Source organism: Pseudomonas sp. FFUP_PS_473, from assembly GCF_002858665.1.
GTDB classification, from domain to species: Bacteria; Pseudomonadota; Gammaproteobacteria; order Pseudomonadales; family Pseudomonadaceae; genus Aquipseudomonas; species Aquipseudomonas defluvii.
In genome coordinates, this window is the sequence record NZ_PJQQ01000012.1 from 118995 (window position 1) to 132985 (window position 13991).

Consider the following 13991-nt stretch of genomic DNA (forward strand, 5'->3'; position numbering starts at 1 on the left):
GCGATGCTCATATCAACAGACCGCTACCTATACCAGGCAATCACCAAGAGACACCCTGCCCCATGAGTCGTTATCGCCCACCGCGCACTGCCGGCACCGCTCTGATCACGCCTGAAGGCGAAGCACGCATGCGCGCTGAGCTACATGAACTGTGGCACGTGCGCCGCCCCCAGGTCACCCAGTCCGTCAGCGAGGCGGCAGCGCAAGGCGACCGTTCGGAAAACGCGGAGTACACCTACGGCAAGAAAATGCTGCGCGAAATTGACAGCCGTGTCCGCTTCCTGAGCAAACGGTTGGAGAACCTGAAGGTTGTCAGTGAGCGCCCCAGCGACCCGAACAAAGTGTATTTCGGCGCCTGGGTCACCATCGAGAACGAGGACGGGGAGCAGTCACGATACCGTATCGTCGGCCCGGACGAACTGGACCTGAAACTGGGCCTGATCAGCATCGACTCACCGCTGGCCCGAGCCCTGATCGGCAAGGCGCTGGACGCCGAAGTACGGGTGCAGACACCCACAGGTGAGCAACTCGTTTACATCGTCGAAATCGACTACCCCTGAACACCAGCGCCGCACCTTGAGGTCACGGCGCGGACAAAGGCGGGTCAGGCGCGGGTAATCAGGCCTTGGCGAGCGATACGGGTCAAATGGCCGATGACCTCTGCGGCCTCTTCAGCCGAGGGCGACTGCACCACTGCCAAATCGAAACGGTCATTAGCGAAGCCGCTCAGTGCAACGTTGTGGGCGGCAAACTGGATCAGGAAGGCCGTAGCGCGGCCTTTGCGGCGTGGCCAGCCATCGAGGTAACGCAGGAGTGTCGGTTGATGCTGGCCACCCAGCAGAATACGTGGCGTACGCGCCGCTTGGCTGGCAGGGAGAGGGCTTAGGCAAACACTGGTACGTGGGCAACTCATGGAGTATTTCTCCGCCTCGCAGATCCCGCTGGGCTGCGGTGGGAGGCGTCACCGAACCAGCGTTTTAGCGGTATTCGGTCACCCATCAGGGAGTGTCCTGCGCCCCGCAAGTAGCTGTTTAAATCGGCGCAAGTCAGCATCCTAGAGAAGCGGCGGGCGGGCTGTCAACACACTCAGAAACAAAAAACCTATGAAGCAGGCATGCCTGCTGTGGCATCGGCGGGGTGCCAAGGCGTTCAAGACAGCTGCATCGTCGGCAAGCCAACAGGGATCCGAGCAGAACAGGATCAGGCATTGTTGAAAATCTTTGATTTATTGTTATTTTTCAGCATTTTTCAGGCATATAAAGCCAATACCCCGAGGTAGGACCATGCAACTCATCGACATCGGCGTCAACCTGACCAACCCGAGCTTTGCCGGCCAGCAGGCGGCATTGCTTGAGCGTGCCCAAGCCGCCGGTGTATGTCAGATGCTGGTGACAGGTACCAGCCTGGCGGGTAGCGAACAGGCACTGGAGCTGTGCCAGCAACTTGATGAACCGGGCCTGCGCTTGTTCAGTACCGCCGGTATCCACCCACACGACGCCAGCAGTTGGACAACAGACAGTGCACGGCAACTGCGCGCACTGCTGGAGCAACCACGGGTACGTGCCGTGGGTGAATGCGGGCTGGACTTCAACCGCGACTTCTCTCCGCGCCCACAACAGGAAAAAGTCCTGGAGGAACACCTGAGCCTGGCAGTTGAGCTACAGATGCCCGTGTTCCTGCACGAACGCGATGCCAGCGAGCGTCTGCTGCAGATCCTCAAGGATTTCCGCGATCGCCTGCCTGCCGCCGTGGTGCATTGCTTCACCGGTGAGCGCACCGCGCTGTTCGGCTACCTTGACCTGGACCTGCATATCGGGATCACCGGCTGGATCTGTGACGAGCGCCGAGGCACCCACCTCCATCCGCTGGTGAGCAGCATTCCCCGTGGGCGACTGATGCTGGAAAGCGATGCCCCGTACCTGCTACCGCGCAGCCTGCGGCCCAAGCCGAAAAGCGGTCGCAACGAGCCGGCCTTTCTGCCCGAAGTGCTCAATGAAGTGGCGCGTCATCGCGGCGAAACACCGGAGCAGTTGGCCGCCCATACCACCGACTGCGCCCGGGCCTTCTTCAACCTGCCAGTGATTGCTTGACGCATATCAAGACTTACCCGTAAAAGCGAAGGCAAAATGATGGCACCTTGCCAAAAATATTTCCGCTCAATCAGAGAAGACCTACCATGGGTGCCTGGCTTAGCAATATCTCCCTGAAGTACAAATTCTGGGCCGTCAACGCTGTCGCCTTCGTCACAACATTGTTTCTGGTGCTGTATGCCGTGCATCTGGAACAACAGGCCCGGGCCGAGGAAGCCCAGAACAAGGCTCAGGTGGAGGCTCGCCTGCTGGCCACCTGGCCTGCCGGTCAGCCTTTGCCCCAGGACCATCGTTATCTGAGCATCAGTGCCGGGCAAACCCCGAGCTTCAATGGTGAAGCCCTGCCCGCCCTGAGCGCTGCACAAGGCTGGGTCGAGCTGAACCGTTTCCCGGTGCTGGGTGACAACCCACTGATTGGCGCCCAGGTCATCAGCCGCGACGGTCAACAGGTCGCCGTGCTGGCCCAGGCCCCGAGCCTGATTCAAGTGATCAGCGACCGCTTCGCCAACTATGCCGTGTGCGTACTGATCCTGATGCTGGCCATGCTCTGCGCCTCGCAACTGCTGATCCGGTTCCTGCTAAGCCAGCTCAACACACTCAAGGACGTGATGCTCCACGTGGAGAAAACCGGTGATCTTTCGGCCCGGGTACCCCTGGCCTGCGGTGACGAGGTCGGGCAGATGGCTTCGGCATTCAACGCCATGCAGACCACCTACCACCGTGTCGTCAACACTGTCGCGCGCACGGCAGCACAGCTTGACTCCGGCGCCGCACGCCTGGCCACGAGCATGAGCGAGGTACGCCACGGCATGCTCGGCCAGCAAAGTGAAACCGACCAGGCCGCGACAGCGATCAACGAGATGTCCGCCACCGTGTACCACATCGCTCAGCATGCCGGCGCCACACGCGACCTGTCGCAGACCGCAGACACCCTCGCAGGCAGCGGCCAGGAAGTGGTCAGCCGGGTACAAACCTCGATCGCCGGGCTGTCCAGTGGCGTGCAGCAGACCGCTGAGATGATCCACCAGCTTGCCGAAGACAGCCAGAAGATCAACGGTGTGGTGAGCGTGATCCACAGCATCGCCGAACAAACCAACCTGCTGGCCCTCAACGCGGCCATTGAGGCCGCACGTGCTGGCGACCTGGGCCGTGGCTTCGCGGTGGTCGCCGACGAAGTGCGCAATCTGGCCAAGCGCGTACAAACCTCCACCGACGAGATCACCACCATGGTCGCCGCCCTGCAGGCCGGCACCCGCGATGCCGTGGATTTCATGCAGGAAAGCTCGTACAAGGCCGACGATTGCGTCAAGCAAGCGCAAGAAGCCGGTGAAGCCCTGGCCGAAATCACCAGTGCCGTGGCACAGATGCGTGAAAGCAACACCCAGATTGCTGTCGCGGCTGAACAGCAAAGCCAGGTGGCCGAAGAAATGAACCGCGCGGTGGTCAGTATTCGCGACGTGACCGAAGAAACCGTGCAGCAGACCGTCGACTCGGCCACCACCAGTAGCGAACTGGCGACCCTGGCCGGCGAATTGAGCAAAGCCATCGGCCAGCTCAAGCTATAACCTCAATAGAGAGGTCGCATTGGCCCCCCTTCGGGGGCCAAACTATTCTTCAGGTATGACGTAACTGCCTGAGGAGCCTTGCGATGAGCAAACGCCTACCCAACGTGCACGCCTGGCAATGGCGACACTACCACCACCATCCAACCAAACTGGCGCTCCACCTGATTGCCGTGCCGCTGTTCATCCTTGGCACGCTGATGGTGCTGGCCGGCCTGTTCAATGTGGACCTGGGCGTGCTGGCCGTGGGAGTGATCGCCCTCCTCGCCGCGCTTGCCTTGCAACGCCAGGGCACCGCCATTGACGCCAGGCAAAGCGACTCAGGCCATGGCAATTGATCGGCTTAGCGACGTTCCATGTCAGCCAGCAGTTTCGCCAGGCTCTGGTCGGCGCGGATCTCTGCGTCACGTAACTGGTTCTGCCAGTGCGTGACGCAGGGTGCCAGGTCGCCTTGCTGTTCGGCCTGTGACAACCACTGTACCAGGTCGTGCCAGTCGCCCAGATCGCCCTGTACGCCCTTGAGTTGCCGCTGAAGCCGATCACTCAGGCACTCCAGCTGCGGATAGGCCTCGGCACCATAGCGCACCCGCTTGATCAACAAGCGCAAGCGATGACGATCATGGTCAGGGTCGTTGAGCGCCTTGTGCACGTCTTTCCATTGCCCCCGCAAACGCTTGTCGATGCGCTGGCTCAAGCGGCGAATCAGCTTCTGACGCTGCGCGGCACGTAAAAACATCGGAAACGCATCAATGATCGCCTGCACACGCTGCAGCTCAGCACTGACAGCTACCTGTGCGAACACCTCGCCCTCTTTCTCCAGGCGCCGCTGGGCAGCAGCATACTGACCACGCTCCAGCAGTTGAGCGGCCAGTACCTCGCGGTCGCGCAACGGGGTTGTCAGCTCGCCCAGTTTGCCAGCGGCATGCTCCAGCTGATCAACCCCGGGCAAGCCCCGCAGGGGTCTTAGCAGGCTACGCAGACGCCGTACACTGATGCGCAAATCATGCAACGCCTCGCTGTCGGTATTGGCCTCAAGGCGCGCCTGACAGGCCATCAAGCGAACCTGCAGGCTCAGCATCTGGACGATTACATGATCAAGCATTGCCGCCATGTCCTACTCCTGAGGGGGTCAACGTCCAGCGCGGGATTCACGGATATAGAAGCGGGCTTTCTCGGCTTTGTTGGTACAGCCGTCAAATGCCTCGAACTGTTGCTGGGTCTTGGCACCGGTCAACAGTGACAAAGCCTTAGAGTAGCTTACCGTGCCGGCAAAGCCTTCGGCCTTGGCCAGGTCGAGCTCTTTCCAGGCTGCGTCGAGCTGGGTGGCACAACTGTCGCGATAGGCCGTTTTACCGGCACAACCGCTCAGGGCCAGGGCAATCAGCGGCAGGGTAATCCAAGCTTTCATCAGCAATACCTCAACAAAAAGAAATCAAGTTGGAGACTTCGACGGCACAGCTGTACAAAAGTGCCGCGCTCAGCCTATCGCAGCGCATCTATCGATTGAAGCACAGCTACGATTAGGTGCATTGTTAGACCATTGACGGTCGAATGCCGCCCAGGAGCAACCATGAGTAAACGTGTAGCACTGGTGTTAGGGTCGGGTGGTGCTCGAGGTTATGCACATATCGGCGTCATCGAGGAAATCGAGCGTCGCGGTTACGATATCGCCTGCATTGCCGGCTGCTCCATGGGCGCGGTGGTTGGCGGCATCTATGCAGCGGGCAAGCTCGATGAATACCGTAACTGGATTGAAAGCCTGGACTACCTGGATGTGCTGCGTCTGGTGGATGTGAGCTTCCGTCTCGGGGCGATTCGGGGCGAAAAGGTGTTCGGCCAAATCCGCAAGATCGTCGGAGAGATCAACATCGAAGAATTGCGGATCCCCTACACCGCCGTCGCTGCTGACCTGACCAACCAGCAGGAAATCTGGTTTCAGGAAGGCTGCCTGCACCAGGCGATGCGTGCTTCGGCGGCAATTCCCAGTTTGTTCACACCTGTCGTGCAAGGCAACCGCATGCTGGTCGACGGCGGCATCCTCAATCCGTTGCCGATCATACCCGTGGTGTCGAGCCACTGCGACCTGATCATAGCGGTCAACCTCAATGCAACCAACCAGAAACACTACCAGTTACCGATCATTGAGCGCCCCCCTGCCTTCAAAATGCGCTTTGACCACCTGATCAGTTCGCTGGGTTCGCACCTGCCATTTCGGCGTAAACAGGCCGAGCACCTGATGCAACTGGATCAGGAAATCAGCCCGATCACACCAGCCCCCAACCCTTGGCTCAGCGAAGCCGCCGACCCTGAAGCGCAGCAACCGGCAGCCGCTCCAGAAATCGATGGCGCACCGAAATCCGCCAGCGGCTCCTTCATCATCGATAACGTTGGGCCCGCATCGCTGCTGGACCTGATCAACCAGAGCTTCGAGGTGATGCAGACGTCGTTGGCGCAATACAAAATCGCCGGTTACCCGCCGGATGTACTGATCAACGTTCCGAAACGGGTCTGCCGCTTCTTCGAGTTCTACAAGGCACCGGAGCTGATTGCGCTGGGACGGCAGATCGCCAGCGATACCCTGGACAACTATGAAGGGGAGCGGCGCTAAGCGCGGCTGGCACCTACAAAACCCAGGCGCTCATATCCCGTCTGGACCAATCAATCGATAGCCCACGCCGGGCTCTGTCACGATAAACCGCGGCGAGGTGGGGTCGTCACCCAGCTTCTGCCGTACATGAGCAACCACGATCCGCAGGTAGTGGCTGTCATCGACGTGGGTTGGTCCCCAGATGTCCTTGAGCAGTTGCTGCTGGGTAATCACCCGCCCCGGATGGCTGGCCAACTGCGCCAACAGCGCATACTCCTTACGCGTCAATGCCACTTCTACACCGTCGAGGGTCACCCGACGAAACGCGAGGTCAACGGTCAACGGCCCGAAACAAGGCGCCGATTCCTGGGCTACCGACCGTGGCACCTGACGCAGCAGCGCGCGAACCCGCGCCAGGAACTCCTGGATACCAAAGGGTTTGGTGACATAGTCATTGGCACCCGCATCCAGCGCCTCGACCTTCTGCACTTCGCTGGCCCGTACCGACAACACCAGCACCGGCACCTGGCTCCATTCGCGCAACTCGCGCAGCACGTGCTGCCCATCCATGTCCGGCAGACCGAGGTCAAGTACCACCAGGTCCGGGCGGGTCAATGCCGCCTGGCTCAGCCCTTCGCTACCCGTCGCAGCCTCCACTACCTTGTAGCCTTGGGAGCTGAGACTGATGCGCAGAAATTTACGAATCTGTGGTTCGTCGTCGATGACCAGCAAGGTCGCGGTCTGGGTCATGGCGTGTCGCTGTCCAGTTCAGGTTGGGCCGGGAGCGGCAAGCATAGAGTGATACAGGTGCCCTGGCCATCAATGCCCTCGGCAACCCTTATATGCCCACCGTGGGCGCCGATCATGCCCTGGCAGATCGCCAGGCCAAGGCCGGTGCCCTGCCCGCCACGATCCCCCCGGGCGGCGGTATAGAACATGTCGAAAATCCGTTCACGTTCATTCGGTGGAATACCGGGGCCTTGGTCGCTGACAGCAAAACACAGCATCTTTTCCTCGACCGTTACACACAGTTCGAGTCGCCCGTGAGGGGGTGAAAAGCGTGCGGCGTTTTCCAGTACGTTGATCAGCGCCTGTTCGATCAGTGCCGCATGAACGTACAACAAGGGCAGGTCCGGCGGAACTTCAGCACGCAACTGAAACGGCGCCAGCACCACGCGCAGGCGGTTCAAGGCACTGCCGACGATGTCTGCCGGAGCGACCCAATCGCGGGCCAGCGTCAGCCCACCGTGGCCCAGCCGGGTCATGTCCAACAGGTTCTGGATGTAACGGTCCAGCCGCTCGGCTTCGTCGCGGGTGCCTTCAAGCAACTCACGACGATCTTCCAGAGGGATGGCCTCGCCCAGTGCCAGCAAGCTGTCGATGCTGCCTCGCATGGCGGTGAGCGGGGTACGCAGGTCGTGGGAGACCGAGGCAAGCAAGGCGCTGCGCAGCTGCTCGGTCTCACCGTGCAGACGCGCCGCTTCCAGCTCATCGGCCAAGCGAGCACGCGCCAGCGCCTGCGCCAGTGGCTGGCTCAGGGCCTTGAGCATACGTCGTCGCTGCGGCGTCAGCGTATACCCCTCACGTGGACGTACGCCGAGCAAGGCCAACGGCCCCTCCTCTGCAGACAACGGCCACCACCACCAACGCCCATTGGGCAAGGTGTCGCTGCCAAGCCCGGCAGCCTGATCGTGCTGCCAGGCCCAATCGGCAGCGGCACGTTCATTGTCGCTGAACTGCAATGCACCTCCGCTGGCCACCCGCAGGGCGCCTTCGGCATCACGATCGAGCAGGCACACCTGCAAATCGTGCGGGCTGTCCAGGTACTGACCGGCAGCAGTGAACACCGCTTGGCGATCAGTCGCTGCCGTCAATTTACGCGACAGGCCGAGCAACTGGTTGGTCTGTTCCTGGGTCTCACGCAGCGCCTGTAGCTGCCGACGCTGACGGGCAGCCAGGTTGCCGGTCAAGGCCGCCATCAACAGGAAAAACAATGAGGTCAGGACATCCTCTTCACGTTGGATGCTGAAGGAGAATGTCGGCGGGATGAACAAGAAGTCATAGCTCAGAAACGACAGCACGGCGCAGGCCAGCGCAGGCCCCAGGCTGCTGCGTACTGCCACCAGCAGCACGGCGGCAAGAAACACCAACGAGATGTTCGGCAACGCCAATACACTGGCGACCGCCCAGGCCAGGCCGCTCGCCAACACCGTGGCCAGTAGCGCCAACAGGTAATGCCGCCAGACCCACTCCCCCCGCACAGGCAACCGCACAGGTTCGGGCTGGGTATCCCGGTTGAGCACGTTGACTTCCAGGCCATGGGCTTCGCGCAACAGCCGTGCAGCCACCCCGGCACCAAACAGGCGACGGCGCAGCCGATCACGCGACTGCCCGACCAGCACCAGGCTGGCCCGGCGCTCGGCCGCATGCTGGATCAAGGCATTGGCCACCTCGCCGGCGCGCAGCACCACCACCTCGCCCCCCAGGCGCTCGGCCAACCGCTGAGCAGCCTGCAGACGCTGACGGGCTGTTTCATCGCGCAAGCGGCCATTGTCGACATGCACCAGGCTCCAGGGCAGGTGCCGACGCTGCGCAACGCGACTGGCATGACGCACCAGCCGCTCAGCCTGCGCATCGCCATCGACACCGACCAACAACCGCCCACGCAACGCCGGCGCATCCTGCCCCAGTTTGCGGTAACCGTGTGCCAGATCGGCATCGACCTGGGCGGCAGCCGTCTGCATGGCCAGCTCGCGCAACGCGGTAAGGTTGGTCTGGGTGAAGAAGGCATCGATGGCCGCGCGGGCCTGCTCCGGCACATACACCTTGCCCTCGCGCAAGCGCTCCAGCAGCTCACGCGGCGGCAGGTCGATCAGTACCAGTTCAAAGGCTTCTTGCAGTACCCAGTCCGGCAGCGTCTCGCGCACCTGCACACCGGTGATGCCACGCACGTGGTCATTCAAGCTTTCCAGATGCTGCACGTTGACCGTGGTGTAGACGTCGATGCCAGCCGCCAACAGCTCCTGCACATCCTGCCAGCGCTTGGCGTGACGGCTGCCCGGCGCATTGCTGTGGGCCAGCTCATCCACCAGCACCAGTTGCGGAGCGGCCTTGAGCAGGCCGTCCAGGTCCATTTCCTCAAGCACTACACCACGGTATTCCGAGCGCACACGCGGCTGCTGGGGCAACCCGCCAAGCAACGCTTCAGTTTCGGCACGACCATGGGTTTCGACCACCGCCGCCACCACCTTGACCCCATGACGCAGCTGGGCGTGTGCGGCTTGCAACATTGCATAGGTCTTACCCACCCCGGGTGCAGCCCCCAGGAACACCTTCAGTCGGCCACGACCGTCACGCGGCAGTTCGGCCAACAACGCATCGGCGCGTTCGGAATCACTCATGGTTACGGCTTGTCCTTATTTCGACGCAGGTGCCAGTCGGTCCAGCGCCATATTGAGGGCCAGGATATTGACCACCGGCGGGCCAACCAGCGGCTGCAGGGTGAACTGCTCGACCAGACCTTGCAAGGCCTGCACCGAAACCTGCCGCGCCGCTGCCACCTTAGGCACTTGATAAGCCACTGCCGCCGGTGGCAGGTGCGGGTCCAGGCCGCTACCGGAGGTGGTCAGCAATGCCAGGGGCACGGGCCCCTGCTGTGCCGTGAAGACACGTGCAGCCGCCTCGCTCACACGGGTAGCCAGTGCCGGGTTGCTCGGCGCCAGGTTGCTGGCGCCACTGGCCACGGTGGCGTAATCCGCCGCCGAAGGTCGTGACTGGAACCAGGCATCACCCTGGAACGCCTGGGCAATCTGCAATGAACCGCGCACCTGCCCCTGATCGTCGCGCAGCAAACTGCCATTGGCCTGCTCGGGGAAAACCACCTGGGCGACACCGGTGACCACCAGTGGGTAAACCGCGCCGGTGATCAGCGTCATCAACAGCATCAGGCTCAAGGCCGGACGTACTAGCGTAGTCATGTTCAATTCCTCGGTTCAGACCAGTTGCAACGCATTGAGCAGCAGGTCGATCAACTTGATCCCGGCAAACGGCACGATCAGCCCGCCCAGCCCATAAATCAGCAGGTTGCGCCGCAACAAGTGAGCGGCACTGGCAGCCTTCACCCGCACCCCTCGCAGAGCCAGCGGAATCAGCACGACAATGATCAAGGCGTTGAAGACAATCGCCGACAGGATTGCGCTCTGTGGGCTGGCCAGTTGCATCAGGTTCAGCACCCCCAACTGCGGATAGATGGCAGCAAACAGGGCCGGAAGAATGGCGAAGTACTTGGCCACATCGTTGGCAATCGAGAAGGTGGTCAACGCCCCACGGGTGACCAGCAGCTCCTTGCCCACCTGCACCACATCCAGCAGCTTGGTCGGGTCACTGTCCAGGTCGACCATGTTGGCGGCTTCGCGCGCGGCCTGGGTGCCGTCATTCATGGCCATGCCAACATCTGCCTGTGCCAGTGCCGGTGCGTCGTTGGCACCGTCGCCACACATGGCGACCAGGCGCCCGTCATTCTGCTCCTGACGAATGCGCGCCAGCTTTTTCTCTGGTGTGGCTTCAGCCAGTACATCATCCACCCCGGCTTCAGCAGCGATTGCTGCAGCGGTCAGGGGGTTATCGCCCGTGACCATCACCGTGCGGATGCCCAACTGGCGCAGCTCGGCGAAACGCTCACGAATACCTGGCTTCACCACATCCTTGAGGTGGATGACGCCGAGCAGACGCTTGTCCATGCAAACCAGAAGCGGCGTGCCGCCGCTCTGGGCGATCTTGTCGACTTCCTTGGACAGCGCAACAGGCATCTCCAGACGCTGCATACCGACGAACGCCAGCACCGAGTCCACTGCACCCTTGCGGTAACGGCGTTGCTGGTAATCAACCCCCGACAAGCGTGTCTCGGCGCTGAACGGCACCACGGTCATCGCGTTGGCTTGCGGCTCGCTGAAGTCGTGCAACTGCCGCAGGTATTCGACGATCGATTTACCTTCAGCGGTGTCATCGGCCAACGAAGCGAGCAAGGCGCCTTCGCCCAGTTCACGAGCGCTCACCCCTGGCGCGGCATGCAGGGCACTGCAACGACGGTTGCCGAAGGTGATGGTGCCGGTCTTGTCGAGCATCAACACATGCACATCACCGGCGGCCTCCACTGCACGCCCGGAGCGGGCAATCACGTTCAGCCGCACCAGGCGATCCATGCCGGCGATACCGATGGCCGAGAGCAAGCCGCCAATGGTGGTCGGGATCAGGGTCACCAGCAGCGCCACCAGGAACACCAACGGAATCGCACCGCCGGCAAAATAGGCGAACGGCTGCAGGGTCACCACGACCACCAGGAAGATCAGGGTCAAGCCGATCAGCAGGATGTCCAGCGCGATCTCGTTGGGCGTCTTCTGCCGTTTGGCACCTTCGACCAAGGCAATCATTCGGTCCAGGGTCGACTCACCGGGGTTGCTGGTGATCTTGATCAACAACCAGTCAGAGACCAGCCGGGTGTTGCCGGTAACGGCCGAGCGGTCGCCGCCCGACTCACGAATCACCGGCGCAGACTCACCGGTAATGGCTGCTTCGTTGACAGCGGCGATACCTTCAAGCACCTCGCCGTCACCAGGGATCATCTCACCGGCCAGCACCTTGACCACATCACCCTTTCGCAGCGCCGTGGCCGGTATCACTTCATAGCTGCCAGCGGCGTTACGACGCCGGCAACTGAGGCCCTGGCTACCCGCCTTGAGGCTGTCGGCGCGCGCTTTGCCACGTCCCTCGGCCAACGCTTCGGCAAAGTTGGCGAAAAGCACGGTGAACCACAGCCACAGGGCGATTTGCAGCGCCACATGGGTCGGCACAGCGCTGTCGGGCAACAGGCAGAGCACGGTGGTGAAAACCGCCGTCAGCTCGACCACCAGCATCACCGGCGCACGTTTCAACTGGCGCGGATCAAGTTTGACGAACGCCTGCACCAGGGCTGGCCGCCACAGCGCAGCAAAAGTCGTCCGAGCCTGTTCGGCCGGCACCGCATTCACATCAGGAATCGGCATGTTCATGATTCGCTCCTTAGAAGCCCAGGCTCAGGTGTTCAGCGACCGGGCCCAAGGCCAGGGCCGGCAGGAAGGTCAGGCCACCGATCAACAGGATGGTGACCAACAGCAAGGTGACAAACAGCGGACCATGGGTCGGAAAGCTGTTCTGCCCTACCGGCGCGGTTTTCTTGAGCGCCAGGCTGCCGGCCAGGGCCAGTACCGGGAGAATGTAGCCAAAGCGGCCAATCAGCATGCCCAGGCCGAGCATCACGTTGTGGAACGTGGTATTCGCACCCAGCCCAGCGAAGGCAGAACCGTTGTTGGCACTGGCCGAGGTGTAGGCATACAGCAGTTGGCTGAAGCCATGAGCACCCGGGTTGCTCACCGCGCCTGCAGGGCCAGGCAAGCTGGTTGCCAGCGCACCCAGCACCAGTACCCCGAGTGGCATCACCAGCAAGGTTGCTACCAGCAATTGCACTTCACGCGCCTGCAGTTTCTTACCCAGGTACTCCGGTGTGCGGCCAATCATCAGGCCCGCCAGAAACACAGCGATCAACACGTTCAGCAGCATGCCGTAGAGCCCGGCACCCACACCGCCAAAAATCACCTCGCCCACCATCATGTTGACCATCGCCACCATGCCGCTGATTGGGTTGAGGCTGTCGTGCATGTTGTTCACTGAGCCATTGGACGCCGCTGTAGTGGTGACCGTCCACAGCACGCTACCGGTGGTGCCGAAGCGGCTTTCCTTGCCTTCAAGCGGTGCCGTCTGTTCGACCTGAGGGTTGCTCAATGCCGGGTTGGCCTGGTACTCGGACCACAGCGCAGTCGACCCACCGATCAGGAACAGCGCCAGCATGCAGGCGATGATCGCCCGGCTCTGGCGCAGATCTTTGACGTAATGGCCAAAGGTGAACACCAGGGCCACCGGGATGAGGATGATTGAAGACACCTCGAAGAGGTTGCTCCAGGCACTCGGGTTCTCGAATGGATGCGCCGAGTTGACCCCGAAGAAGCCGCCGCCGTTGGTACCCAGTTGCTTGATTGCAATCTGGCTGGCGGCCGGCCCCAGCGGAATAAGCTGGTCGACGCCTTGCAGGGTGAGCGCTTTGACGTAGTCGCTGAAGGTTTGCGGCACGCCCTGCCAAACCAGCAACAACGCCAGTACCAGGCACAGCGGCAGCAAGCCATAGAGGGTTGCACGGGTCATGTCGACCCAGAAATTACCCACCGTGCTCGCCGAGCGTCGGGCAATGCCACGGCACAGCGCGACCAGCACGGCAAGGCCCGTCGCGGCACTGACAAAGTTCTGCACGGTCATGCCAAGCATCTGGCTCAGGTAGCTGACTGACGCCTCACCGCTGTAGGACTGCCAGTTGGTGTTGGTCATGAAACTGACTGCAGTGTTGAATGCCAACGACCACTCTTGTCCCGGCAAATGCTGCGGGTTGAGCGGCAGGTAACCTTGCAGCAGCAGTACACCGAACACCATCAGGAAACCAGCCAGGTTGAACGCCAGCAAGGCCAGCGCGTACTTCTGCCAGCTCTGCTCGCGGCCCGGATCGACACCTGCGATGCGATAACAACCCCGCTCCACTGGCCCCAGAATCGGCGTCAGCCAGGTACGCTGCCCTTCCATCACCTTGTAATAGAAACGGCCCAGCCAAGGTGCCGGCAACAAGACGATGGCGAAAAATGCCAACAGCAACGCGTAATCGTAACTGTGCAT

General features: G+C 61.6%; 12 protein-coding genes and 1 pseudogene. 5 read left to right on the forward strand and 8 right to left on the reverse strand.

Annotated elements, in window-relative coordinates; all coding sequences use genetic code 11:
* The first annotated feature begins 62 nt into the window (after nt 1-62).
* Nucleotides 63-560, forward strand: coding sequence for a transcription elongation factor GreB (greB, locus tag CYD26_RS10740; protein ID WP_065759413.1), 498 nt, complete (start codon nt 63-65; stop codon nt 558-560).
* 44 nt (nt 561-604) lie between these two features.
* Here greB and CYD26_RS10745 read toward each other — a convergent pair whose 3' ends face one another.
* Nucleotides 605-913, reverse strand: a complete 309-nt coding sequence (locus tag CYD26_RS10745; RefSeq protein WP_099774035.1) for a hypothetical protein — start codon at nt 911-913, stop codon at nt 605-607.
* Nucleotides 914-1283: 370 nt separating this feature from the next.
* Here CYD26_RS10745 and CYD26_RS10750 point away from each other — a divergent pair, with 370 nt between their 5' ends.
* The 3 genes and pseudogenes from CYD26_RS10750 to CYD26_RS10760 form a co-directional block, all read left to right on the forward strand.
* Nucleotides 1284-2090: a TatD family hydrolase gene (locus tag CYD26_RS10750; RefSeq protein ID WP_102052586.1), complete on the forward strand. Its 807-nt coding sequence runs from the start codon at nt 1284-1286 to the stop codon at nt 2088-2090.
* Nucleotides 2091-2176: 86 nt separating this feature from the next.
* Nucleotides 2177-3655 carry a methyl-accepting chemotaxis protein gene (locus CYD26_RS10755; RefSeq protein ID WP_102052587.1) on the forward strand — a complete coding sequence of 493 codons (1479 nt, stop codon included), beginning with the start codon at nt 2177-2179 and terminating at the stop codon, nt 3653-3655.
* A gap of 83 nt (nt 3656-3738) precedes the next feature.
* Nucleotides 3739-3972, forward strand: a pseudogene (locus CYD26_RS10760) (terminase); the annotation flags it as partial.
* A 23-nt stretch (nt 3973-3995) separates the two neighbouring features.
* Here the strand turns inward: CYD26_RS10760 and CYD26_RS10765 are convergent.
* A complete protein-coding gene (locus CYD26_RS10765) occupies nt 3996-4763 on the reverse strand; it encodes a CHAD domain-containing protein (protein WP_102052588.1) in 768 nt (255 codons plus the stop codon).
* Nucleotides 4764-4781: 18 nt separating this feature from the next.
* The gene (locus tag CYD26_RS10770; protein WP_099774032.1) at nt 4782-5060 is read right to left on the reverse strand and encodes a hypothetical protein; all 279 of its coding nucleotides are present in this window, start codon (nt 5058-5060) and stop codon (nt 4782-4784) included.
* Nucleotides 5061-5222: 162 nt separating this feature from the next.
* Between CYD26_RS10770 and CYD26_RS10775 the strand changes: the two genes are divergently transcribed.
* A complete protein-coding gene (locus CYD26_RS10775) occupies nt 5223-6260 on the forward strand; it encodes a patatin-like phospholipase family protein (RefSeq protein WP_065759420.1) in 1038 nt (345 codons plus the stop codon).
* Nucleotides 6261-6290: 30 nt separating this feature from the next.
* Here the strand turns inward: CYD26_RS10775 and CYD26_RS10780 are convergent, their stop codons facing one another.
* The 5 genes from CYD26_RS10780 to kdpA are packed head-to-tail and all read right to left on the reverse strand — an operon-like array spanning nt 6291 to nt 13991.
* Nucleotides 6291-6989 carry a response regulator gene (locus CYD26_RS10780; protein ID WP_065759421.1) on the reverse strand — a complete coding sequence of 233 codons (699 nt, stop codon included), beginning with the start codon at nt 6987-6989 and terminating at the stop codon, nt 6291-6293.
* On the reverse strand, nt 6986-9640 hold the full coding sequence (locus CYD26_RS10785; RefSeq protein ID WP_102052589.1) for a sensor histidine kinase KdpD: 2655 nt from the start codon (nt 9638-9640) through the stop codon (nt 6986-6988). Before CYD26_RS10785 ends, CYD26_RS10780 begins: the two co-directional genes overlap by 4 nt.
* Nucleotides 9641-9655: 15 nt before the next feature.
* Complete coding sequence (gene kdpC / locus CYD26_RS10790; protein ID WP_099774030.1) at nt 9656-10216, reverse strand: potassium-transporting ATPase subunit KdpC; 561 nt, start codon at nt 10214-10216, stop codon at nt 9656-9658.
* 15 nt (nt 10217-10231) lie between these two features.
* Nucleotides 10232-12286: a potassium-transporting ATPase subunit KdpB gene (gene kdpB / locus CYD26_RS10795; protein ID WP_102052590.1), complete on the reverse strand. Its 2055-nt coding sequence runs from the start codon at nt 12284-12286 to the stop codon at nt 10232-10234.
* Between the two features lie 10 nt (nt 12287-12296).
* On the reverse strand, nt 12297-13991 hold the full coding sequence (gene kdpA / locus CYD26_RS10800; RefSeq protein WP_102052591.1) for a potassium-transporting ATPase subunit KdpA: 1695 nt from the start codon (nt 13989-13991) through the stop codon (nt 12297-12299).